The organism is Micromonospora sp. NPDC048040 (assembly GCF_055587185.1).
Window position 1 is genome coordinate 54,018 of the sequence record NZ_JBVJGT010000032.1, and the last position, 20,628, is coordinate 74,645.

Below are 20,628 nucleotides of genomic sequence, written 5' to 3' on the forward strand. Positions count from 1 at the left end.
CATACCCGCGCCCGCCGCCGGCAAACGGCGCCCTCGCCCGCCGGTCGGGCGGCGACTCAGCCGGCCGGGTCGTCGGCGAGGACGTCGAGCAGCAGCGCGGCGGTCCAGCCGAAGGCGGGCGAGCCGAGCCCGGCGCCGGTGTCCGGGTGGAAGTACTCGTGGCAGCCGGAGAGGGCCACCAGCTCGATCATCGAGTCGCGCAGGCCGGCCGCCAGGTCGGGACGGCCGTGGGTGAGCAGCCCCCGGCGCACCAGCCAGTTGACGTTCATCCAGCTCGGCCCGCGCCAGTAGCGCAGCGGCTCGAAGTCCGGCGCCGTGCGGTCGTGGCTGGGCAGCGGCCGGTCCATCCGGGCGGCCAACCCGAACCGCGGCGAGCATGCCTCGGCGACCAGCGCCGTGGCCTGCCGGGCGGGCAGGTCGGGCAGGATCAGCGGGACGATGCCGAGCACCGTCCGGGCCGGCACGAGGCGGTCGGCGCGCAGGTCCCGGGGCTGGAAGGTGCCGGTCGTGGGGTCGTACAGCCGGTGCACCAGGGCCTCGGTGATCCGGGCGGCGCGCTCCCGGTGCGGGCCGGGGTCGGCCCCGACCACCGGCGCGATCCGGGCGAGCGCGTGCTCGGCGGCGCCCATCGCCGCGTTGAACAGCGGACACTCCACGAGGAACGGATGGTGGGCGGCCAGTTCCGCGTCGCGGTAGCGGTGCTGCCGGTAGGACGCCACGATCGCGACGTAGCGCGCGTAGTCGAGGTCGGTGGGGCGGTGCGCCGCGTCGGCGTGCGTGGTGTCGTGCCGGCGGTACGCGCGCATGACGGCGGCGTCGGCGGGCACCGCCGCCATCGGCGCGTCCCAGGCGGGGCTGTTGTCCAGCCCGGACTCCCACGGGTGGACGATGCAGGCCAGCCCGCCCCCGCCGACGTCCCGGCGGGTGGTCAGGTAGCGTTGCTGCGCCACCAGCCCGGGATAGAGCCGGCGCAGCGCGGCCCGCCCGCCCTCGGAGGGGCACCGGCGGTACGCCAGCCACGCGGCGGGCGCGTGCACCGGCGGCTGGACCAGCCCGGACGTGGCGGCGGCCGGGGCGCCCTCGGCGAGGGCCGAGTCCCAGAACTCCGGCCCCGGGAAGTACGAGCCGAGCCGCAGCGCCGGGTTGAACACGATGTGCGGCACCCGCCCGTCGGCCCACTGGGCCCGGAACAGGCTCGCCAGCTCCCGCCAGGCGCGGTCGGGGCGGACGTGGGCCCAGCCGAGCGCGATGAACGCCGAGTCCCAGCTCCACTGGTGCGGGTAGAGGGTGCGCGAGGGCACGGTGTGGTCGTGCTCCCAGTTGCCGTCGAGGGTGGCGACGGCGAGTTGGCGCAGCGCCCCGCCGTCCCGGGCACCGCCGTCGGCGGCCGTCCCGGTACCCGGGCCGCCGTCCGCGGTGTCGGTGCTCATGCCGCCGCCTGCCGGGGCTGCGCGTGTCGGAGCACGGCGGCGGCCTGGTGCAGGGCGCGGACCGGATCACCCCGCAGCCGGCACTCCAGCGCCAGCCAGCCCCGGTAGTCGATCTCCAGCAGGGTGCGCACCAGGGCCGGCCAGTCGAGGTGGCCGGCGCCCGGCTGGTAGCGGTTGGAGTCGCTGACCTGGACGTGCCCGAGATAGGGCGCGGCGGCGCGCAGCGCCCGGTGCACGTCGTCCTCCTCGATGTTCATGTGGAAGGTGTCCGCCACCACCCGCACCGAGGGCAGCCCGACGGCCGCGCAGAGGGTCACCGCGTCGTCGAGCCGGTTGACCATGTGGTCCTCGTACCGGTTCAGCGGTTCCAGGAAGAGGGTGACCCCCTCGGCGCGGGCGTGCTCGCCCAGCTCGCCGAGGGCGTCGAGGAGCACCTGCCGGTCACCGGCGGGCGAGCGGGGCGGCTCGAACGGCGGCAGCCGCCGGGAGAACATCCCCCACGCCGCCGGGGTCATCGCGCCGACGCCGCCGAGCTCGGCGATCACCGAGAGCTGCGAGCGCAGGTTGCGCACCGCGTCACGGGACCGCTCGGGGTCGAAGTCGCCGATGAAGTGGTCCATCTCGACGCAGACGGTGGGCATGACCACCCCGGCCGCCCGGGCGCGGCGCAGCTCGGGCAGCCGGCGGGCGAGGCCGAGATCGCCCCGGCCGCGCAGCTCGATCGCGTCGTAGCCGAGCGCGGTGGCGAGCGCGAACTTCTGGATCAGGTCGGTGCCCGGCAGGAGCTGCTCCTGACAGGCCAGTGGGATCGTCATCTAGAACCTCAGCACCACTTGGAGGGCGTCACCGTCACCGCGGTCGAGCAGCGCCAGCGCGTCGGCCACCGCGCTGGCGTCCACGACGTGGCTCACCAGCGGCAGCGGGTCGACGCTGCCCTCGGCCACCAGGTCCATGAAGGTGTGTGCGACGCGGGATCCGGTCCACCGGCCGGCCATGCCGGGCGCCGGGGTCGGCCCGGAGACCTGGGCCGCCACCAGCTGGATCCGGTTGTGGTGGAACTCCTCACCCAGGCCGAGCCCGTCGGCCTGCCCCTGGTAGAAGCCGGCGGCCACGACGCGGCCGGCGTGGGTGGTGGAGCGGATCGCCTCGTGCAGCGCCGGGTAGGCCCCGGACAGCTCCAGGCAGACGTCCGCGCCCCGGCCGCCGGTGGCCCGGCGCAGCACGGCCGCGGCCGACTCGGTGCCCGCGTCGACCGCGATGCGCGCGCCGAGGCGGGTGGCGTGCGCCAGCCGGGCGGGCACCCGGTCGACGGCGACCACCCGGGCGCCGGAGAGGGCGGCGAGGCGGGTGGCGAGCAGCCCGATGACGCCCTGCCCGAAGATGCCGACCCAGTCGCCGAGGTGCAGGTCGCCGGCGAGCACGGCGGTGAGGGCGATCGCCCCGGGGCGGGCGAAGACGGCCGCGAGCGGATCCAGCCCGGCGGGCAGCGGGTGCACCGCCTCGGCGGCCACGACCGCCTCGGCGCGATGTCCCCAGATGCCCCAGACCACCTCCCCCGCCCGCCGGCCGGCCACGTCGGACGCGACCTCGACGACCTCGCCGACCTCCTCGTAGCCGAAGCCCACCAGCGGGTACGGCACGGAGGTCTGCCGGGGCACGAACATCCGGCTGACGTCGTCCCAGTCCTTGCTCAGCCGGGGGTTGCTGCCCCGGTAGAGGGTGAGCTCGGTGCCGGCCGAGATGCCGGAGTAGCAGGTGCGGACGCGGACCTGACCGGGCCCGAGCGGATCCGGGGGGCAGGGCTCGAGGCTGATCCGTCGGGGCCCGGCCAGAGAGACAACCCAGTTGACCATGAGTCACATCCCGGTAGCACTGGGCTCCATCGTAGGCAGAAAATCGGTATATGTCTTGTAATTGATCAATCGAAGGCGTTGAATCCCTTGTATACCCTTCGAGAGGAGTGCCACCGATGTCAGCACCTCCGATGCGGATACTCGCCGCCACCCTGATCATGGCAGTCACCGGGTCCAGCCTGCTGGCCTGCGGCGACGACGAAACCGACAGCGACAGCAAGAAGATCACCGTGTGGAGCCTGGAGGACGTGGCCGACCGGGTCACCGCCACCAAGGCGATCATCGCGGACTTCACCGCCAGGACCGGGATCACGGTCGACCTGGTCACCGTGAACGAGGACCAGTTCCCCTCGCTGATCGCCTCCAGCGCCGCCGCCGGCGAGTTGCCCGACGTGGTCGGCTCGGTGTCGCTGGCCGGGGTACGCACCCTCGCCGGCAACGAACTGCTGCACCCCTCGGCGAACGCGGAGGTCGTCGAGGCGCTCGGCCGGCAGACGTTCTCGCCGCGCGCGCTCGAGCTGACCGCCGACGACGGCAGACAGCTCTCCGTGCCCAGCGACGGCTGGGGTCAGCTACTCGTCTACCGCAAGGACCTGTTCGACGCCGCCGGGCTGCCCGCCCCCGACACGTACGAGAAGATCACCGCCGCCGCCACGAAGCTGAACACCGGCGGCGTCGCCGGCATCACCGCCGCCACCGCCCCCGGCGACGTGTTCACCCAGCAGACCTTCGAGCACCTGGCGCTGGCCAACAACTGCCAGCTCACCGACGACTCCGGGGCCGTGAAGCTGGACTCCCCCGAGTGCGTCGAGGCGTTCCGGTTCTACGGCGACCTCATGCGCACCAGCTCCGTCAAGGGCGCGCAGGACGTCGACACCACGCGGGCCACCTACTTCGCCGGCAAGGCGGCCATGCTGATCTGGTCGCCGTTCATCCTCGACGAGCTGGCCGGGCTGCGCGACGACGCCAGGCCGACCTGCCCACAGTGCCAGGCCGACCCGACGTACCTGGCGAAGAACAGCGGCTTCGTCACCGCGATCAAGGGCCCGAACGGCGCTGCGCCGGCCCAGTACGGCGAGATCAGCTCGTGGGCGGTGCTCGACGGCGCCGCCGCCGACTCGGCGAAGTCGTTCGTGGAGCACATGCTCGGCGACGCCTACCCGCGCTGGTTCGGCATGTCCCCCGAGGGGCGCTTCCCCGTCCGCAAGGGCACCGCGGCCGAGCCGGAGAAGTACCTCACCGCCTGGAACGCCAGCCAGGCCGGGGTGGACGCCAAGAAGCCGCTCGCCGACGTGTACGGCGAGGAGGTGCTCGCCGGCCTGCGGCGCAGCCCGGACACCTTCCAGCGCTGGGGCCTCACCCAGGGCCAGGGCAAGCTGGTCGGCGCGATCCTCGGCGAGCTGCCCGTGCCCAAGGCGCTGAACGACGTGGTCGCCGGCAAGACCGACGCCGCCGCGGCCGCCGGCCGGGCGAAGAAGGACGTGGAGGCGATCAAGGCGGGCGTCAATTGACCACCGCCGCGCCGGGCACCGGCCGCTCCCCCACCCGGGATCGGCCGGCCCCGGCCCCCCGCCGGCGACCGCTGACCCTGCGCCGCCGGGAGGCCCGCGCCGGGCTGGCGCTGGTCGCCCCGACCCTGCTCGTCGTCGTCGCGGTCATCGGCGTCCCCGTCGTCTGGACCGTCGTGCTGGCCTTCCAGCGGGTACGCCTCGCCACGCTGCGCCGCACCGGGCTCTTCGGCGAGTTCACGATGGACAACGTCGAGCGGGTCCTGAACACCCCGGGCTTCGCCGGCACCCTCTGGACCACGCTGGTCTACAGCGTGGCCAGCACCGCCGGCTCGATCGTCCTCGGCCTGGTGGCGGCGCTCGTCGTACGCCGGCCGTTCCGGGGCCGCACCCTCGTGCGCGCGTCGATGCTGCTGCCGTACGTGGCGCCGGTGGTCGCGGTCACCTTCGTCTGGCAGGTGATGCTCGACCCCCAGCTCGGCGTCGTCAACGACTGGGGCCGCCGGTTCCTCGGCTGGGACACCCCGGTGCCGTTCCTGTCCCAGGAGGCGACGGCCCTGGCCACGGTCATCGCGTTCGAGGCGTGGCGCTACTTCCCGTTCGCGTTCCTGTTCCTGCTCGCCCGGCTCCAGGCGGTGCCCGGCGAGCTGGAGGAGGCCGCCCGGGTGGACGGGGCCACCCCCACCCAGCGGTTCCGGCACATCCTGCTGCCGCAGCTGCTGCCGGTGATCGGCCTGCTGGGCGTGCTGCGGTTCATCATAACGTTCAACAAGTTCGACGACGTCTACCTGCTCACCGGCGGGGCGGCCGGTACCGAGGTGGTCAGCGTCCGGGTCTACGAGTTCCTGACCGCGCGGACGGACATCGGCGCGGCGGCGGCGCAGGCGGTCGTGCTCGCGGTGGTGCTGATCGTGTTCGTGCTGGTGTACCTGCGCTTCTTCGGTGGACGGAGGGTCGACTGATGGACCGGGACCGGATCGAGACGGTGGGCCTGCGCTGGCTGCGCCGGCTGGTGATCGCCACGTTCCTGCTGGTCACCGTCTTCCCCTTCTACTACATGCTGGTGCTCTCGGTACGCCCCGTCGAGCGGCTGCTGCTCGACCCCGGCTCGCTGGTGGTGGGCCTCGGCGAGCTGACCTTCGACACGTACGCCGAGGTGGTCAGGGCGGCCGACGACGGCGGCCAGGGCTTCCTCACCTTCATGCGCAACAGCGGCCTGGTCGCCGTCGCGGCGACCCTGCTGACGCTGGCCGTGGCGATCCCCGGCGCGTACGCCGTCGCCCGGCTGCGGTTCTTCGGCCGGCGGCAGGTCGACTTCCTCTTCCTGGCGGTCTACCTCTTCCCGTCGATCGTCATCGCGATCCCGCTCTTCGTGGTCTTCACCCGGGCCGGGCTGCGCGGCTCGCTGCTGGGCCTGGTGCTGGTCTACATCTCGCAGACCCTGCCGGTCTCGGTCTACATGCTGCGCAACTACTTCGAGACCATCCCCGTCAGCCTGGAGGAGTCCGCGGCCATCGACGGCGCGGGGCGGCTCGGCATCATCCGTCGGGTCAGCCTCCCCCTGGCGGCGCCGTCCATCATGGCGGTCGCCCTGTACGACTTCATGATCGCCTGGAACGAGTTCCTCTTCGCCCTGCTCTTCCTGGTCGACAAGCCGAACCGGTGGACGGTGTCGCTGGGGCTGGCGCAGCTGGCGGACGGGGTCGAGGTGCCGAAGACGGTGCTGATGGCCGGCTCGGTGATCCTCACCCTGCCCATCGTGATCCTCTTCTTCGCCAGCGAGCGGTTGCTCACGGAGGGGCTCACCAGCGGCGCCGAGAAGGGCTGAGGCAGGGCGGGGTTGCCGCGCGGCGGGCCGCTGGCCAAGGATGTCCCGGGTGGAAGCCTCCCCCGAAACCGACACCGACACCGACACCAAGGCCGGCGTCCCGCCCGCGGCGGCCCCGCCCGGCGTCGGCCTGACCGGCGCAGAGCCGCCCGCCGCGGCACCGGTCGACGCGGCACCGGTCGACGTCGACCCGGTCGACCGGAGCCTCGGCCGCCGCGTGGCCCGGCTGGTCACGGAGGTCCTCGCGCCCAGCGTGCTGGTCACCGTCATGCCGCTGGTGGTGGCGGCGCGCGCCACCGGCAGCCTCGGCGGCGTGCTGCGCTGGGGCGGCGCCGCCCTGGTCTTCTGCGCGGTGGTCCCGGTCGGCGTGGTGCTGTACGGCGTACGCCGGGGCTGGCTGACCGACCGGCACATCGGCGACCACACGCAGCGGCTGCGCCCCCTGGCCCTCGGGCTGGCCTCCGTCGCGGTCGGCATCGCGCTGCTGGTGGCCCTCGACGCGCCCCGGATGCTGGTCGCGCTGATGGTCGCCACCCTCGTCAACGGGGCGGTCGTCACGGCGGTCAACCACTGGTGGAAGCTCAGTGTGCACGCCGCCACCGCAGCCGGCTCGGTGGCCGTCCTCGTCCTGGTCCTCGGTCCCGCGCTGCACGCGCTCTGGTCGCTGGTCGTCGCGGTGGCCTGGTCGCGGGTGCGCCTGCGCGACCACACGGGGGCCCAGGTGGTCGCCGGAGCGACCGCCGGCGCCCCGCTCACCGCCGCGGCATTCCTCGCGCTGACCTGACCCGCGACGACCGACGCCACGGGCCGGGCATGGCGGCGCGCCGTGGCGCCGTCGCCGGCCGCCCGCTCGGCGGATGCCGGACCCGCCGGCCCCGGACGCCTGCGCGGTGCACCCGCCCGTCGGCGCCCGCCGCGCGGTGCACCCGCCCGTCGGCGCCCGCCGCGCGGTGCACCCGCCCGTCGGCGCCCGCCGCGCGCTGCACCCGCGCGTCGGCGCCCGTGAGCGTGATCCCGTCGGCGCAGGTGTGCCCGCCGCCGGAGGGCCGGCCGGATCCGGCTACGGTGGCGGCATGGGAAAGCCGACCCGTTGGGTGACCGAGACCGGTCCGGAGCACTCGCAGTGGTACATCGACCGGTTCCGCCGGCTGGCCGCCGAGGGGGCGGACCTGGCCGGCGAGGCCCGACTGGTGGACGCCCTGGTCGCGCCGGGATCCCGGATCCTCGACGCCGGCTGCGGCACCGGCCGGGTGGGCGCGGAGCTGGCCGCCCGGGGGCACGCGGTGGTCGGCGTGGACGCCGACCCGGCGCTGGTGGAGGCCGCCAGCGCCGACCACCCGGGCCCGCGCTGGCTGGTGGCCGACCTGGCCGAGCTGGACCTGGCGGCGGCCGGGGAGCCGGAGCCGTTCGACGCGGTGGTCGTCGCCGGCAACGTGCTGGCCTTCGTGGCCCCCGGCACCGAGCGGGACGTGCTCCGCCGGATCGCCGCCCACCTGCGGCCCGACGGCGTGGTGGCGGTGGGCTTCGGCACCGACCGCGGCTATCCGCTCACCGACTTCGACGCCGACGCCGTCGCCGCCGGGCTGCGGCTGGAGCACCGCTTCGCCACCTGGGACCTGCGCCCCTGGCGCGACGACGCCGATTTCGCCGTCACCGTGCTGCGCCGCCCCGCCGCCTGAGCCTGCCCCGCCGCCCGAGCCGGGCGTCGCCGGCCGGGTCAGGCGGGGGTGGCGACGACCCGCGCGGCGGCGGGGTCGAGCGTGGCGCCGGCGGGCACCAGGCTGACCAGGCCCGCCGGCAGCCGCAGCGGCCGGACGTCGCGGTAGCCGAGCATCCCGCGTACCTCGCCGCCGGCGAGCACGTACCGCCGTCCCAGGTCGGTCACCACGGAGACCGCGCCGCCGGGCGCGCCCGGCGCCGCGACCGATTCGACCACCGCGCCCCGGCCCGGCTCCACCACGACGTGGTCCGCGCGCACCCCGCCGCCGGACGCCGGAGGCGGGGTGCGCGGCGCGGCGGCGAGGTCGGGCAGCCCCACGCCGAGCCTGACCTCGGTCGCGCCGCCGTCGTCACCGACCCGGACGCAGAGCGCGGACCCGTCGGGCGCGGCCAGGCGGGGTGGCGCGGTCGGCGGAGCGGTCGGGCCGGTCGGCGCGAGGTCGGGCAGCTTCGGCAGCGCGGCGAAGCGCCCGAGGGTGATCGGCTCCGGTTCGCCCTGCCCGGTGCGGGCGAGCAGCAGGCCGGCCTGCAACTCGGTGATGCCCGCCAGGCCGTCCCGCAACGCGACGGCGTACTGCCGGCCCCCGCCGGAGTTGCGCACCAGGTAGACGTCGCCGATCCGCGCCCCGGAGACCCGCGCCGAGCGTTCCCCCTCGGCGGGCAGGGCCAGCGGGGCCAGGTCGGCGCCCGCGGGCAGGCTGTTGAGCAGCGCCGGCGCCGCCGGGACGGCCCGGGCCCGGGTGGCCGCCAGGGCGGCCAGCACCCGGTTGGGGTCGCGCAGCAGGTAGCGACGCTGGTGCCAGACCAGGTGCAGCGCGCCGTCGGGGTGGCGCAGCAGCAGCGCGTCCTCGCCGAGCGCCCGGCCGCCGTCGCCGGCCACGCCGATCAGCAGCGCCGACCGCGGCGTCGACCGGTTGTCCTCGGGGGCCGCCAGGGAGCAGACCGTCCACGGCGCGGTCGACAATCGTCCGGGCGGGGGCAGCGAGTCGGGGGCGTCGGCGATGCCCAGCGGCAACCCGCGCGGCACCCCGTCGATGGCGCGGCGGGAGACGAGCACGGTCTTCGGCCGCTCCGCGCCGATGATCAGCAGGGCCGACGCGTAGTTGAGCACCGGGTGCAGCTTCTGCTCCCGGTAGACGAAGCGGGCCCCGGACTCCTTCTCGACGATCACCGCGCCCGGGTCGCGCCAGCTGCTGCCCCCGCCGGCGAAGAGGCCGTAGAGGGCGAAACCGCCCAGGCCGATGGCCGCGACCAGGACGCTGGCCAGGGCCGCGCCGGCCAGCCGCCGGAACGGCGACTGCGCCGGGTCGGTCTCCCGCATCACCAGGGCGGCGACCGCCCGCTGGACGGTGAACTGGTACGAGTGCAACTGGTCCTGCCGCGACGGCATGGGATCCCTTCCGGTGGTGCGGTCGGGGCACAGGATAAGCGTTCCGTCGATGTCCCGAGGACCCTGCGTCGCGGCTGCGCGGCTCCCGCCTCCGCCGGCGTCACCCCGGGTGGGCGCTCCGGCGGATCAGGCCAGGGGGGCACCTCCCGGGGACTGGCACCCGCCATACCCCCGGGGGTAGCATGGCGTCATCAGGTACCCCCCGGGGTATAGTCGGTGACGAGGAGGTGCGGGGTGAAGCTTCGACCCGAGATGACGAGCGACGCGCTGACCCGCCTGAAGCGGGCCCGGGGGCAGCTCAACGCGGTCATCGAGATGATGGAGACCGGCCAGGACTGCCGCGACGTGCTGACCCAGCTAGCCGCGGTGTCGAAGGCGATCGACCGGGCCGGTTTCAAGATCATTGCGTCCGGGATGCGGCACTGCAACGCCGCCCGCGAGCGCGGCGAGGCGCCGGAGATGACCGAGGAGGAGCTGGAGAAGCTCTTCCTCTCGCTGGCCTGAGCACACAAGCACGGAGCACGGCCACCCACGTCGCGTGACAGCGACGTGGGTGGGTAAGCACTGCGCACACGTCGACAACCGCGGACGTGTGCCCGTCGGATACCCCCAGGGGTATAGATCCCACAAGGAGCACGGCAATGGCAGTTGAGGTGTCCGTCATCGCGACGTCCTCGCTCGGCGACCGCAGTTACCTGGCCTCCGACGGCGCGGTGGCGATCGTCGTCGACCCCCAGCGCGACATCGACCGGGTCATGTACCTCGCGGGCGCCAAGGGCGTGCGCATCACCCACGTGGTGGAGACCCACATCCACAACGACTACGTCTCCGGCGGCCTGGAACTGGCCCGGCTGACCGGCGCCGACTACCTGGTCGCCGCCGACGACGAGGTCGGGTTCGACCGGACCCCGGTCGCCGACGGCGACACCGTGCCCGTCTCCGGCGCGATGCGGCTCCGGGTGGTGGCCACGCCGGGGCACACCTTCCACCACCTGTCGTACGCGCTCGACGAGGCCGACGACGGCGGCTGGCGGCCGGTCGGGGTGTTCACCGGCGGCTCGCTGCTCTTCGGCACCACCGGCCGCACCGACCTGCTCGGCGCGCAGCACGCCCACGAACTCGCCCACCACCAGCACGCGTCGGCGAAACGGTTGGCCGACCTGCTACCCGACGGGGCCGAGGTGTGGCCGACCCACGGATTCGGCAGCTTCTGCTCGGCCAGCCAGGCCGACGCGCCGGAGTCGACCATCGGCCGGGAGAAGCGGGCCAACCCCGTGCTGCGGCTGGCCGCCGACGAGTTCGTCACCGAGACCCTGGCCGGGCTCGACGCCTACCCGGCGTACTACGCCCACATGGGCGTGGCGAACCTCGCCGGTCCGGCGCCCGTGGACCTCACCCCGGTCGCCCGGGCCGACGCCGCCGCGCTGCGCGAGCGGATCGCCGACGGCCAGTGGGTCGTCGACCTGCGGCACCGCAAGGCGTACGCCGCCTCACACCTGGCCGGCACCGTCAGCCTCGGGCTCGACGGCCCGATGTCGACCTGGCTCGGCTGGCTCGTCGACTGGGGCACACCGATCACCCTGCTCGCGGAGACCGCGGCGCAGGTCGCCGACGCCCAGCGCGAACTGGTCCGCATCGGCATCGACCGGCCGGCCGCCCAGGCCACCGGGACGGCCGAGCAGTGGGCCGCCGACCCGGGGCAGCTGCGGGACCTGCGGACCGCCGACTTCCCCGCGCTGGCCGCCGCCCGCGCCGGCAACACCCCGGCGGGGCTGCCCGCCCCGGACGTCGTGCTCGACGTCCGGATGACCAACGAGTGGCGCGCCGGCCATGTCGAGGGCGCCGTGCACATCCCCCTGCCCGACCTGCCTGCGCGGCTCGCCGAGGTGCCCCCGGGCGTGGTCTGGGTGCACTGCGGCTCCGGGTACCGGGCCACCGCCGCCGCGTCGCTGCTGGCGAACGCGGGCCGCGAGGTCGTGGTGCTCGACGACGCGTTCGCCCGGGCCGAGGCCGCCGGAGTCGCCATGGTCGGCGGCGCCTGACCTGAACCTGGCCGCCGGCCGCCGCGACCGGCGGCGGCCGGCCAGCCCCCTGCGCCGGTCGGCCGCCGCGAAGCGGCTTCGGCCGGCCAACCCCTGTCCGAGTCGGCCGCCGCGAAACCGCTGCGGCCGGCCGGCCCGTGCCCGAATTTCACGTGATACATCCCGAATGAGGAAGAATGAGCACTTCGGAGAACGCCCGCCCCGCCGCCCTCGACGCCGCCGCCCTGCGTGAGCTGATCGACTCCGGCCGCGCGCCCCGCCTGCTGGACGTGCGCACCCCGGCGGAGTTCGAGACCGCACACATCCCCGGCGCCTACAACGTCCCGCTCGACCTGCTCAAGGAGCACCGCGAGGAACTGCGCCACCACCTCGACGAGGACGTGGTGTTGATCTGCCGCTCCGGCGCCCGCGCCACCCAGGCCGAGCAGGCCCTCTCCGGGGCTGGGCTGCCCCGGCTCAAGGTCCTGCACGGCGGCATGACGGCCTGGCAGGCCGCCCACGCGCCGATCACCCAGGGCGCCCCGCGCTGGGACCTGGAGCGACAGGTGCGGCTCGTCGCCGGGTCGATCGTCCTGCTCAGCATCCTGGGCTCGGTGTTCGTACCCGGCCTGAAGTGGGTGGCCGGCTTCATCGGCGCCGGGCTCACCGTCGCCGCCGTCACCAACACCTGCGCCATGGGCATGCTGCTCGGCAAGCTGCCCTACAACCGGGGCGCCAGCTGCGACCTGGACACCGTCGTCGGTCAACTGCGTGCGGGGTCGACAACCGGGCGGCGGTCGTGACCGGCGGCCTCGCGCTGACCGTCGGGCTGGCCGTCCTCATCGGGATCAGCCTCGGCCTGCTCGGCGGGGGCGGCTCCATCCTCGCCGTACCGCTGCTGGTCTACGTCGCCGACCTGCCGCCGAAGGAGGCGATCGCCACCTCGCTGCTGGTCGTCGGGGTGACCAGCGCCGTGGGCGTGCTGCCCCACGCCCGCGCGGGCCGCGTCCGGTGGCGGACCGGCCTGGTCTTCGGGGCCGCAGGCATGGCCGGCGCGTACGCCGGAGGCCGCCTCGCCGCGTTCGTCCCGGCCGCGGTACTGCTCGCCGGCTTCGCCCTGATGATGCTCGCCACCGCGACGGCCATGATCCGCGGCCGACGCGACCGCGGCGGCGGCCGGCCCGTGCCGCACGAGCTGCCGGTGCTGCGGGTGGTGCTCGACGGCGTCGTGGTCGGCCTGGTCACCGGCCTGGTCGGCGCCGGCGGCGGCTTCCTGGTCGTCCCCGCCCTCGCCCTGCTCGGCGGCCTGCCGATGCCGGTCGCGGTCGGCACCTCGCTCGTGGTCATCGCGATGAAGTCCCTCGCCGGCCTGGCCGGCTACCTGTCCACCGTCGACGTCGACTGGGGCCTGGCCGCCGCGGTCACCGCCGCCGCCGTGGTCGGCAGCCTCGCCGGCGGCCGGCTCGCCGGGCACGTCCCTGAGAACGTGCTGCGCAAGGCGTTCGGGTGGTTCGTGGCGGCGATGGGCCTCTTCGTCCTCGGCCAGCAGCTCCCCGGGCAGGTGCGGACCAGCCCGCTGCTCTGGGCCGTGGCGGGAGCGGTGGCCGCCGCCGTGGTCGGCGCGCTGCTGCGCGACCGCCGGCGCCGCGCCCGCCCCGACCGGACGACGGGTGCCGGTGTGCCGCGCCGTCGCCGGCGACGCGACCGGCACGACCGACACGACCGGGCAGACCGGCGTGGCCGGGCAGACCGACCCGGCCGGGCGGCGGTGCGGCCGTGACGCCGGTTCCACCGGCGGGCGGAGTCGCGGGGCGACCCCGGCGGGCCGCACCGCTCAGGGACGCAGGATCAGCCGGATGGGGTTGCCCTCCTTGGTGTGCACCCGCCGCACCGCCTCCTCCGCCTCGGCCAGCGGCAGCACGTCACTGATCGACGCGCTCAGGTCGAGCCGCTTCTGCCGGGCCAGGGACACCAGTTGCTCGACGTGCTCGGACTCCGAGCCGTAGTGGCCGAGCAGCGCCTGCCGGAAGTAGTTGAACGGGCTGTCCGACGCGATCGTGACCGGCTTGTTGGCGATCCCGGCGAGCACCAGCCGGCCCCGGCGGGCGAGCACGGTCAGCGCCTGCTCACGCACCGGAGTCACCCCGGCGAAGTCGAACGCGACGTCGAGACCCCGCCCGCCGGTCAACTCCAGCACGGCGTCGCGGAGCCCGGGGTCGGCCGGGTCGAACGCCGCGTCGGCGCCCAGCGCCGTCGCCCGGTCCCGCGCCGCCGCCAGCGGCTCCACCGCGATCACCGGGGCCGCGCCCACCAGGCGCAGCAGTTGGACGGCGTGCGCGCCCAGGCCGCCCACGCCCCACACCGCGACCGCCTCCCCGGGCCGGGTGCGCCCGGTGTCCGTCACCGCCGCCCAGGGAGTGGAGACCGCGTCCGGGATGATGCAGGCCTGCTCGAACGGCAGGTCGTCCGGGATCGGCACCACCGTGTCCTCGCGGGCCACGGCGTACTCGGCCCAGCCGCCGTCGTAGTCCACGCCCCGGGTGAACACCGTGCCGCGCCGGTCCCGCTCCCCCGCCTGGAGCAGCACCCGCTGGCCCGGCGCCCACCCCTCGACGTCGTCGCCGAACGCGTCGACCACCCCGGCGACCTCGTGGCCCAGCGTCACCACGTCGCCGGGCAGGTAGAGCGGCGTGAGGGTGCCGTCGATCAGGTGCACGTCCGACAGGCAGACACCCGCCGCCTCGACCCTGATCCGCACCTGCCCACGCTCCGGCTCCGGCACCGGCACCGACTCCATCCGCAGCACCCGGTCCGCCACGTGCAGCCGTCCGGCCAGCATGTCCGCCACAGTGCGCGCTCCCTGTCCGGCCCCCGGTCGGCGGCCCTCGACGAGCGCGCATACCCGGCCGGACGGAAGGAATGCGCGCCGGTGGCCGGCCCTCGGGGCGCCGCCCGGTAGCATCCGGGCCCGTGGGCGTGCGATTCGAGGAACTGGCCTGGCGGGACACCCCGATCGGCCTCATCAGCCTGCGTCGGCGCCGCGACCCGTCGCTCGACGTCGAGGTGTACGAGGTCAAGCTCGACGACGAGTTCCTGATGTCCAGCCTCTTCCCCGTCGCGGAGATCGAGCTGGCCCGGCTGGGGCTGGCCCCGCTGGCGGGGCGCGACCTCGACGTGGTCGTCGGCGGCCTCGGCCTCGGCTACACCGCCCGCACGGCGCTCACCGACGAGCGGGTCGGCTCGCTGCTGGTGGTGGAGGCGATCGAGGACGTCATCGACTGGCACCGCCGCGAGTTGCTGCCGTTCGCCGCCGGGCTGGCCGCCGACCCGCGTACCCGCTTCGTGCGGGCCGACTTCTTCGCCGCCGTCGCCGACGGCACCGGCTTCGACCCGCAGGCGCCGGGACGGCGGTTCCACGCCGTGCTCCTCGACGTCGACCACTCGCCGCGCAACGTGCTGCACCCCACCCACGCCGCCTTCTACACCCCGGACGGCCTGCGCCGGCTCGCCGCCCACCTGCACCCGGACGGGGTGTTCGCCCTCTGGTCGGACGACCCGCCCGACGCCGCGTTCGAGGAGGCGCTCGCCGCGGTGTTCCGTACCGCGCGGGCCCACGTCGTCCCGTTCGCCAACCCGCTGACCGGCGGGGAGTCGGCCAACACCGTGTACGTCGCCCAGCTCTGACAGGCCCCCTGACCAGGCGTTCCGGCGGTCCGCGCCGCATGGTGCGGGCCGGACCGGGAAGGCGGGCGGGGGCCGCGCGACGCGGCCGGAGTCACGGGAGGTCGACATGCGGGCCATGCTCTGGGTCGTCGCCGTCATCGCCGGCGCGCTCGTCCTGCTCGGGCTGCTCCTCGAGGCGGTGCGCTGGCTGGTGGTCATCGGCGCGGTGGCGCTGCTCGCGGTCGTCGTGCTGGCTGCGGTCAAGGGGCGGCAGGCGATGCACCACGCCGCCGGGCGCCGGTGACGTCGAGCGCGGCGGCCAGCTCCTCGTCGTAGGTCGCGATCGGTCGCCCGTCGGCGGCGTAGGCGACGAGCCGGCCGTGGGCCATGGTCGCCGACCGGAACGAGAACGTCCGGGGCCCCGGATGGGCCGCCAGCAGCGGGATGACCCGGGGCGCGCCGCCGGGAGCGGAGTGGTATTCCAGCCGGGCCACCGCCGGCGACACCACCCCGTTGACCCGGACCTTGATCTTCTCGCGCCGGGTGCCGAAGGTCACCGGGGCGTCGGTGCCGTACGCGGCGCACTGCACCGGGCCCCGGCAGACGAAGAAGTAGCGTGGATTGTCCACGTCGGACAGCGTGTACGCCTTGAACGTCGGGTCGGCGCCGGCCGGCAGCGGCTGCACGGCGAAGAACGCCACGGCCAGCGCGGCGGTGGTGCCCACCCGCAGCCAGCCGCGGGCCGCCCGGGGCCGCCGGCCCGCGCCCGCCACCGCCAGTGCCGCCCCGCCGAACCCGGCCAGGCAGAGCACCCCGACGCCGAGCGCCCGGGCGTTCTCGAAGAGGAACTGGATCCCGGGGGTCGTCGAGACCGGGGCCAGCACCACCCCCAGCGAGACCACCATCGCCACCAGCAGCGCGCCGCCGGCCACCCGCCGGGCGATCCCCTCGGCGCCGATCAGCAGCATCGCCGCCAGCACCGGCCAGATCTGGTGGTGGGTCCAGGACACCGGGGAGGCGGCGACGGTGGCGCACCCGACGAGCACGGCGGCGTGCCCGGGCCGCCCGTGCGCGGCGAGGTGCCGCGCCCGCAGCAGGGCCACCCCGCAGAGAACGGCAACCAGGGCCGCCCAGAGCAGCGGCAGGGACGCCTCGTCGAGCCCGATCCGCAGCAGCATGCCGTGCACCGACTGGTTGCCGAGTGAGGCGAGGTTGCCGATCCGCGCCGTGTCGCGCATCGCCTCGGTCCAGTACGTCCAGCTCGCCGCCGGCAGGATCGCCGCCCCCAGCGCGGCGCAGCCCAGGAAGGTGACCACGGCCCGCCCGGCGTCCCGGTAGCGTCCGGTGGCGAGGAAGTAGACGACGAACAGCAGCGGGGTCAGTTTGATCGCGGCGGCCACCCCGACGAGCACGCCCCGGAGTCGGGCCGGGACGACACCCATGCCGTCCAGCAGCGCGAGCAGCACGATGAAGATGCTGACCTGGCCGAATCGGAGGTTGCTCTGCACCGGCGCGGAGAGCATCAGGGCGCAGGCGACGGCCGGCACGACGAGGGCCCGCCGAGGCCCGGGGCCGGCGAGCAGGCGGCCCACCGGCACCGCGATGGCGACCACCGCGAGGCAGGTCAACGCCAGCCAGACGCCCTGCGCGACTCCCTCGGGGACGGCGGCGACCGGCCAGAGCACCAGCGCCGCGAACGGCGGGTAGGTGAACGGCCCGCCGTTCTCGGCGACGAAGTCGTAGAGCGGTCGGCCGGCGTGCAGGTGCAGCAGCGCGCCCCGGTAGATGTGCAGGTCGGAGAGGCGATCCGGGCGGAGCGTCACGAGCGCGGACGACCCCGCGGCGACGATGACGAACACCGACCAGAGCACCGCCACCCGCCGATCCCGCATCGTCGGAGTCTACGGCCGGCGCCCGCCCGCCGGGGACCCCGACCAATACCTACGCGACCGTAGGTTACCGTGAAGTAGGCCCGGCGACGCGTGACGTGCGGAGGAGAGACATGGACCTGAGTGCGGAGCGGCCCTGGCTGCGCAGCTACGCCCCGGGCGTGCCGGCGACAGTCCCGCCGTGCGACGAGTCGCTGGTCGATCTGCTACGCGACGCCACCCGTCGCTTCGGTCCCCGGGTCGCCCTCGACTTCTTCGGCGCCACCACCACGTACGCCGACCTGTTCGACCAGGTCGGCCGGGCGGCTGAGGCGCTGCGGCGGCTCGGCGTCGACCGGGGCGACCGGGTCGCGCTGGTGCTGCCGAACTGTCCGCAGCACGTGGTGGCCTTCTACGCCGTGCTGCGCCTCGGCGCGGTGGTGGTCGAGCACAACCCGCTCTACACCGAGCAGGAGCTCACGCACCAGCTCGCCGACCACGGCGCCCGCGTCGCGGTCGTCTGGGACAAGGTGGCACCCCTCGTCCGCCGCACCGCCGGCGCCACGGCGGTCGAGACCGTGGTCGCGGTGGACCTGACCCGGGCGCTGCCCCGGCGCAAGCGCTGGGCACTGCGGCTCCCGCTGCCCCGGGCGCGCGCCGCCCGCGCGGCGATGACCGCGCCCGCGCCGGGGGCGCTGCCCTGGGAACGCCTCGTCGCCGCCGGCCCGCCGCTCGCCGCCGGGCACCCCGCCCCCGGCCCGGACGACACGGCGCTGCTGCAGTACACCGGCGGCACCACCGGCACGCCGAAGGGCGCCGTCCTGACCCACCGCAACCTGCGGACCAACGCGGCGCAGGGCCGCGCCTGGGTGCCGGGCCTGCGCGACGGCGCGGAGACGGTGTACGCGGTACTGCCGCTGTTCCACGCGTACGGGCTGACGCTGTGCCTCACCTTCGCGGTGGGCATCGGCGCCACGCTGGTGCTGTTTCCCCGCTTCGACCTCGACCAGACCCTGGAGGCGGCACGCCGCCGCCCGCCGACGTTCCTGCCCGCCGTCCCGCCGATCTACGGGAAACTCGCCACCGCAGCCCGGGAACGCGGCGTCGACCTCACCTCGGCCCGGTACGCCATCTCCGGCGCCATGGCGCTGCCCCCGGCGACGGTCGAGGTGTGGGAGTCGGTCACCGGCGGGCTGCTCGTCGAGGGCTACGGCATGACCGAGACCTCCCCCGTGGCGCTGGGCAACCCGGTCTCCCCCGCCCGGCGTCCCGGCACCGTCGGGGTGCCGTTCCCGTCCACCGAGATCCGCATCGTGGACCCGGAGGACCCCGCGCGCGACCGCGAGCCGGGCCAGGCGGGCGAGCTGCTGATCCGGGGACCGCAGGTGTTCGCCGGCTACTGGCGCCGCCCGGAGGAGACGGCGGCGGTGCTGCTGCCCGGCGGCTGGCTGCGCACCGGGGACATCGTGGTGACGGACGCCGACGGCTTCGTCACGGTGGTCGACCGGATCAAGGAGCTGATCATCACCGGCGGGTTCAACGTCTACCCGTCCGAGGTGGAGGACGCGCTGCGCCGCGTCCCGGGCGTGCGCGACGCCGCGGCGGTCGGCCTGCCCGGCGCGCACGGCGGCGAGGAGGTGGTGGCGGCGGTCGTGCCGCACGAGGAGGCCGACCTGGACGAGGCCGCCGTCCGGGCCGCGTGCCGGCAGCACCTCACCGCGTACAAGGTGCCCCGCCGGGTCGTCCTGGTCGAGGACCTGCCCCGCTCGCAGATCGGCAAGGTCCTGCGTCGCGAGGTGCGCGACCGGCTGCTCGCCGACGGTTGAGGCGGCGGGGCCGGTCGGTCCGCCCGCACCGTCACGCGCAGGTCGGGTGCGGCGGCGGGACGGTGGTGCGGGGCGGTCAGAACCAGTCGTCGCGCATCTCCAGCGTGGTCCGGTCGAGGCTCTCCAGCAGGTCGAACTGAGGCCCGGTGCGAGGCAGCTCGTAGCGGAAGAAGTACCGGGCGGCCTGCCGCTTGCCGGCGTGCAGGTCGGCGTCCGGCCCGTCGCCCGGGCCGCCGGCCGCCTCGACGACGAGCAGCTGCTCCAGCCACATCCAGGCGATCACCACGTGGCCGACCGCCTCCAGGTAGACGCTCGCGTTGGCCAACGCCACCGCCGGGTCGCCGGTGCTCCACAGCCGCCGGGTGACCAGGGTGACCCGGTCCAGGGCCGCGCCGAGCGGGCCGGCCAGCCCGGCGGCCTCGCCCTCGGTCTTCCACGCCCGGGCGACCGTGGCGCGGACCGTCTCAACCAGCAGCGCGAGCCCGTCCCCGCCGCGCATGGTCACCTTGCGGCCCAGCAGGTCCAGCGCCTGGATGCCGTGGGTGCCCTCGTGGATCGGGTTGAGCCGGTTGTCGCGCCAGTGCTGCTCGACGTCGTAGTCGCGGGTGTAGCCGTAGCCCCCGTGCACCTGGATGGCCAGGTCGTTGGCGGCCAGGCACCACTGCGACGGCCAGCTCTTCGCGATCGGGGTGAGCACGTCCAGCAACAGGCGCGCGCGTTCCCGGTCCGCCGCCTCCGGCGCGGTCTTCTCCTCGTCGAGCAGCCGTCCGCAGTAGAGGACGAGCGCCAGCGCGCCCTCCACGTAGCTCTTCTGCGCCAGCAGCATCCGCCGCACGTCGGGGTGGGCGACGATCGGCACCTGCGGCGCGGTGGGGTCCTTGTCGGCGGCCGGGCGGCCCTGCGGTCGCTGGCGGGCGTACGCGAGCGACTTCAGGTAGCCGGTGTAGCCGAGGGCGGTGGCGCCCGCCCCCACCCCGATGCGGGCCTCGTTCATCAGAGTTGCGGCGTGGAAACCAGCCCTTCAGGGCCGGGAGGAAACGCCGCTCCCTCCCCTCAATGATCATGCAACACAATGGACCGCTAGAATGTAAAATGTGAGCGGAGTAGTGAAGCGGGCATACAAGTACCGCTTCTATCCCACCGGTGAGCAGGCCGAACAACTCAACCGCACCTTCGGGTGCGTACGCTTGGTCTACAACAAAGCCCTCGAGATGCGGACCCGCGCATACGCCACCCAACGCCGCTCGATCAGCTACACGGAATCGTCGGCGGCCCTGACCGAATGGAAACGCGGCGCCGAACTGGCATTCCTCAACGAGGTGTCCAGCGTTCCGCTGCAACAAGCGTTGCGGCATCTGCACGCCGCCTACACGGCGTTCTTCGCCAAACGCGCCCGATACCCCCATTTCAAGTCCAAGAGGAAGTCCCGGGCCAGCGCCGAGTACACCCGGTCGGCGTTCCGCTGGCGGGACGGGAAACTGACTCTCGCGAAGATGGTCGCCCCGCTGGACATTGTGTGGTC

General features: G+C 74.8%; 19 protein-coding genes and 1 pseudogene. 13 read left to right on the forward strand and 7 right to left on the reverse strand.

Annotated features, from left to right (window positions below):
• Window positions 1–56: 56 nt before the first annotated feature.
• Genes ACZ6O2_RS24880 through ACZ6O2_RS24890 form a run of 3 tightly spaced genes read right to left on the reverse strand, consistent with a single transcriptional unit; the run spans window position 57 to window position 3,283 of the window.
• Window positions 57–1,430: an MGH1-like glycoside hydrolase domain-containing protein gene (locus ACZ6O2_RS24880; protein WP_466024489.1), complete on the reverse strand. Its 1,374-nt coding sequence runs from the start codon at window positions 1,428–1,430 to the stop codon at window positions 57–59.
• Window positions 1,427–2,245: a sugar phosphate isomerase/epimerase family protein gene (locus tag ACZ6O2_RS24885; protein WP_350711858.1), complete on the reverse strand. Its 819-nt coding sequence runs from the start codon at window positions 2,243–2,245 to the stop codon at window positions 1,427–1,429. Before ACZ6O2_RS24885 ends, ACZ6O2_RS24880 begins: the two co-directional genes overlap by 4 nt.
• Window positions 2,246–3,283: a zinc-dependent alcohol dehydrogenase gene (locus tag ACZ6O2_RS24890; protein WP_466024490.1), complete on the reverse strand. Its 1,038-nt coding sequence runs from the start codon at window positions 3,281–3,283 to the stop codon at window positions 2,246–2,248. It abuts the gene before it with no gap.
• 116 nt (window positions 3,284–3,399) lie between these two features.
• Here ACZ6O2_RS24890 and ACZ6O2_RS24895 point away from each other — a divergent pair, with 116 nt between their 5' ends.
• The 5 genes from ACZ6O2_RS24895 (at window position 3,400) to ACZ6O2_RS24915 (ending at window position 8,298) form a co-directional block, all read left to right on the forward strand.
• On the forward strand, window positions 3,400–4,794 hold the full coding sequence (locus ACZ6O2_RS24895) for an ABC transporter substrate-binding protein (RefSeq protein WP_350711860.1): 1,395 nt from the start codon (window positions 3,400–3,402) through the stop codon (window positions 4,792–4,794).
• A complete protein-coding gene (locus tag ACZ6O2_RS24900) occupies window positions 4,791–5,753 on the forward strand; it encodes a carbohydrate ABC transporter permease (protein ID WP_466024491.1) in 963 nt (320 codons plus the stop codon). The genes ACZ6O2_RS24895 and ACZ6O2_RS24900 overlap by 4 nt, the downstream gene beginning before the upstream one ends.
• Window positions 5,753–6,619, forward strand: a complete 867-nt coding sequence (locus tag ACZ6O2_RS24905; protein WP_466024492.1) for a carbohydrate ABC transporter permease — start codon at window positions 5,753–5,755, stop codon at window positions 6,617–6,619. The genes ACZ6O2_RS24900 and ACZ6O2_RS24905 overlap by 1 nt, the downstream gene beginning before the upstream one ends.
• A gap of 49 nt (window positions 6,620–6,668) precedes the next feature.
• On the forward strand, window positions 6,669–7,403 hold the full coding sequence (locus ACZ6O2_RS24910; protein WP_466024493.1) for a phosphoesterase PA-phosphatase: 735 nt from the start codon (window positions 6,669–6,671) through the stop codon (window positions 7,401–7,403).
• Between the two features lie 289 nt (window positions 7,404–7,692).
• Window positions 7,693–8,298 carry a class I SAM-dependent methyltransferase gene (locus ACZ6O2_RS24915; RefSeq protein ID WP_350711864.1) on the forward strand — a complete coding sequence of 202 codons (606 nt, stop codon included), beginning with the start codon at window positions 7,693–7,695 and terminating at the stop codon, window positions 8,296–8,298.
• 38 nt (window positions 8,299–8,336) lie between these two features.
• Here the strand turns inward: ACZ6O2_RS24915 and eccB are convergent, their stop codons facing one another.
• A complete protein-coding gene (gene eccB, locus ACZ6O2_RS24920) occupies window positions 8,337–9,728 on the reverse strand; it encodes a type VII secretion protein EccB (RefSeq protein ID WP_350711865.1) in 1,392 nt (463 codons plus the stop codon).
• Between the two features lie 234 nt (window positions 9,729–9,962).
• Between eccB and ACZ6O2_RS24925 the strand changes: the two genes are divergently transcribed.
• The 4 genes and pseudogenes from ACZ6O2_RS24925 to ACZ6O2_RS24940 all read left to right on the forward strand — a co-directional run.
• Window positions 9,963–10,232 (forward strand): metal-sensitive transcriptional regulator, encoded by a 270-nt coding sequence (locus ACZ6O2_RS24925; protein ID WP_350711866.1) that lies wholly within the window; start codon window positions 9,963–9,965, stop codon window positions 10,230–10,232.
• A gap of 137 nt (window positions 10,233–10,369) precedes the next feature.
• Window positions 10,370–11,770: an MBL fold metallo-hydrolase gene (locus ACZ6O2_RS24930; RefSeq protein WP_350711867.1), complete on the forward strand. Its 1,401-nt coding sequence runs from the start codon at window positions 10,370–10,372 to the stop codon at window positions 11,768–11,770.
• A 176-nt stretch (window positions 11,771–11,946) separates the two neighbouring features.
• Complete coding sequence (locus ACZ6O2_RS24935; RefSeq protein ID WP_466024494.1) at window positions 11,947–12,552, forward strand: rhodanese-like domain-containing protein; 606 nt, start codon at window positions 11,947–11,949, stop codon at window positions 12,550–12,552.
• Window positions 12,549–13,421: pseudogene (locus ACZ6O2_RS24940) on the forward strand (sulfite exporter TauE/SafE family protein); the annotation flags it as partial. The gene ACZ6O2_RS24935 and the pseudogene ACZ6O2_RS24940, both read left to right, overlap by 4 nt.
• A gap of 162 nt (window positions 13,422–13,583) precedes the next feature.
• Here the strand turns inward: ACZ6O2_RS24940 and ACZ6O2_RS24945 are convergent.
• Window positions 13,584–14,588, reverse strand: a complete 1,005-nt coding sequence (locus ACZ6O2_RS24945; protein WP_466024502.1) for a zinc-binding dehydrogenase — start codon at window positions 14,586–14,588, stop codon at window positions 13,584–13,586.
• Between the two features lie 131 nt (window positions 14,589–14,719).
• Between ACZ6O2_RS24945 and ACZ6O2_RS24950 the strand changes: the two genes are divergently transcribed.
• Both ACZ6O2_RS24950 and ACZ6O2_RS24955 read left to right on the forward strand, forming a co-directional pair.
• Entirely contained in the window at window positions 14,720–15,433 is a 714-nt protein-coding gene (locus tag ACZ6O2_RS24950; RefSeq protein ID WP_466024495.1) for a polyamine aminopropyltransferase, read from the forward strand.
• Window positions 15,434–15,539: 106 nt separating this feature from the next.
• Window positions 15,540–15,716 (forward strand): hypothetical protein, encoded by a 177-nt coding sequence (locus ACZ6O2_RS24955; protein ID WP_466024496.1) that lies wholly within the window; start codon window positions 15,540–15,542, stop codon window positions 15,714–15,716.
• On the opposite strand, the gene ACZ6O2_RS24960 is transcribed toward ACZ6O2_RS24955, so the two are convergent.
• Complete coding sequence (locus ACZ6O2_RS24960; protein WP_466024497.1) at window positions 15,673–17,304, reverse strand: glycosyltransferase 87 family protein; 1,632 nt, start codon at window positions 17,302–17,304, stop codon at window positions 15,673–15,675. The two genes, ACZ6O2_RS24955 and ACZ6O2_RS24960, sit on opposite strands and share 44 nt — an antisense overlap.
• A 110-nt stretch (window positions 17,305–17,414) precedes the next feature.
• Between ACZ6O2_RS24960 and ACZ6O2_RS24965 the strand changes: the two genes are divergently transcribed.
• Complete coding sequence (locus tag ACZ6O2_RS24965; protein ID WP_466024498.1) at window positions 17,415–19,106, forward strand: long-chain-fatty-acid--CoA ligase; 1,692 nt, start codon at window positions 17,415–17,417, stop codon at window positions 19,104–19,106.
• Between the two features lie 76 nt (window positions 19,107–19,182).
• On the opposite strand, the gene ACZ6O2_RS24970 is transcribed toward ACZ6O2_RS24965, so the two are convergent.
• Window positions 19,183–20,100 carry an acyl-CoA dehydrogenase gene (locus tag ACZ6O2_RS24970; protein ID WP_466024499.1) on the reverse strand — a complete coding sequence of 306 codons (918 nt, stop codon included), beginning with the start codon at window positions 20,098–20,100 and terminating at the stop codon, window positions 19,183–19,185.
• Between the two features lie 100 nt (window positions 20,101–20,200).
• On the opposite strand from ACZ6O2_RS24970, the gene ACZ6O2_RS24975 reads away from it, so the two are divergent.
• A partial coding sequence (locus tag ACZ6O2_RS24975; RefSeq protein WP_466024500.1) for an RNA-guided endonuclease InsQ/TnpB family protein occupies window positions 20,201–20,628 on the forward strand: 428 nt, incomplete at its 3' end.

What these genes read in the sequence shown, in the direction of transcription:
- ACZ6O2_RS24880 (WP_466024489.1), bottom strand. Translation starts at nt 1,430, where the DNA reads ATGAGCACCGACACCGCGGACGGCGGCCCGGGTACCGGGACGGCCGCC.
- ACZ6O2_RS24885 (WP_350711858.1), bottom strand. Translation starts at nt 2,245, where the DNA reads ATGACGATCCCACTGGCCTGTCAGGAGCAGCTCCTGCCGGGCACCGAC.
- ACZ6O2_RS24890 (WP_466024490.1), bottom strand. Translation starts at nt 3,283, where the DNA reads ATGGTCAACTGGGTTGTCTCTCTGGCCGGGCCCCGACGGATCAGCCTC.
- ACZ6O2_RS24895 (WP_350711860.1), top strand. Translation starts at nt 3,400, where the DNA reads ATGTCAGCACCTCCGATGCGGATACTCGCCGCCACCCTGATCATGGCA.
- ACZ6O2_RS24905 (WP_466024492.1), top strand. Translation starts at nt 5,753, where the DNA reads ATGGACCGGGACCGGATCGAGACGGTGGGCCTGCGCTGGCTGCGCCGG.
- ACZ6O2_RS24915 (WP_350711864.1), top strand. Translation starts at nt 7,693, where the DNA reads ATGGGAAAGCCGACCCGTTGGGTGACCGAGACCGGTCCGGAGCACTCG.
- eccB (WP_350711865.1), bottom strand. Translation starts at nt 9,728, where the DNA reads ATGCCGTCGCGGCAGGACCAGTTGCACTCGTACCAGTTCACCGTCCAG.
- ACZ6O2_RS24930 (WP_350711867.1), top strand. Translation starts at nt 10,370, where the DNA reads ATGGCAGTTGAGGTGTCCGTCATCGCGACGTCCTCGCTCGGCGACCGC.
- ACZ6O2_RS24935 (WP_466024494.1), top strand. Translation starts at nt 11,947, where the DNA reads ATGAGCACTTCGGAGAACGCCCGCCCCGCCGCCCTCGACGCCGCCGCC.
- ACZ6O2_RS24945 (WP_466024502.1), bottom strand. Translation starts at nt 14,588, where the DNA reads ATGCTGGCCGGACGGCTGCACGTGGCGGACCGGGTGCTGCGGATGGAG.
- ACZ6O2_RS24955 (WP_466024496.1), top strand. Translation starts at nt 15,540, where the DNA reads ATGCGGGCCATGCTCTGGGTCGTCGCCGTCATCGCCGGCGCGCTCGTC.
- ACZ6O2_RS24960 (WP_466024497.1), bottom strand. Translation starts at nt 17,304, where the DNA reads ATGCGGGATCGGCGGGTGGCGGTGCTCTGGTCGGTGTTCGTCATCGTC.
- ACZ6O2_RS24965 (WP_466024498.1), top strand. Translation starts at nt 17,415, where the DNA reads ATGGACCTGAGTGCGGAGCGGCCCTGGCTGCGCAGCTACGCCCCGGGC.
- ACZ6O2_RS24970 (WP_466024499.1), bottom strand. Translation starts at nt 20,100, where the DNA reads ATGAACGAGGCCCGCATCGGGGTGGGGGCGGGCGCCACCGCCCTCGGC.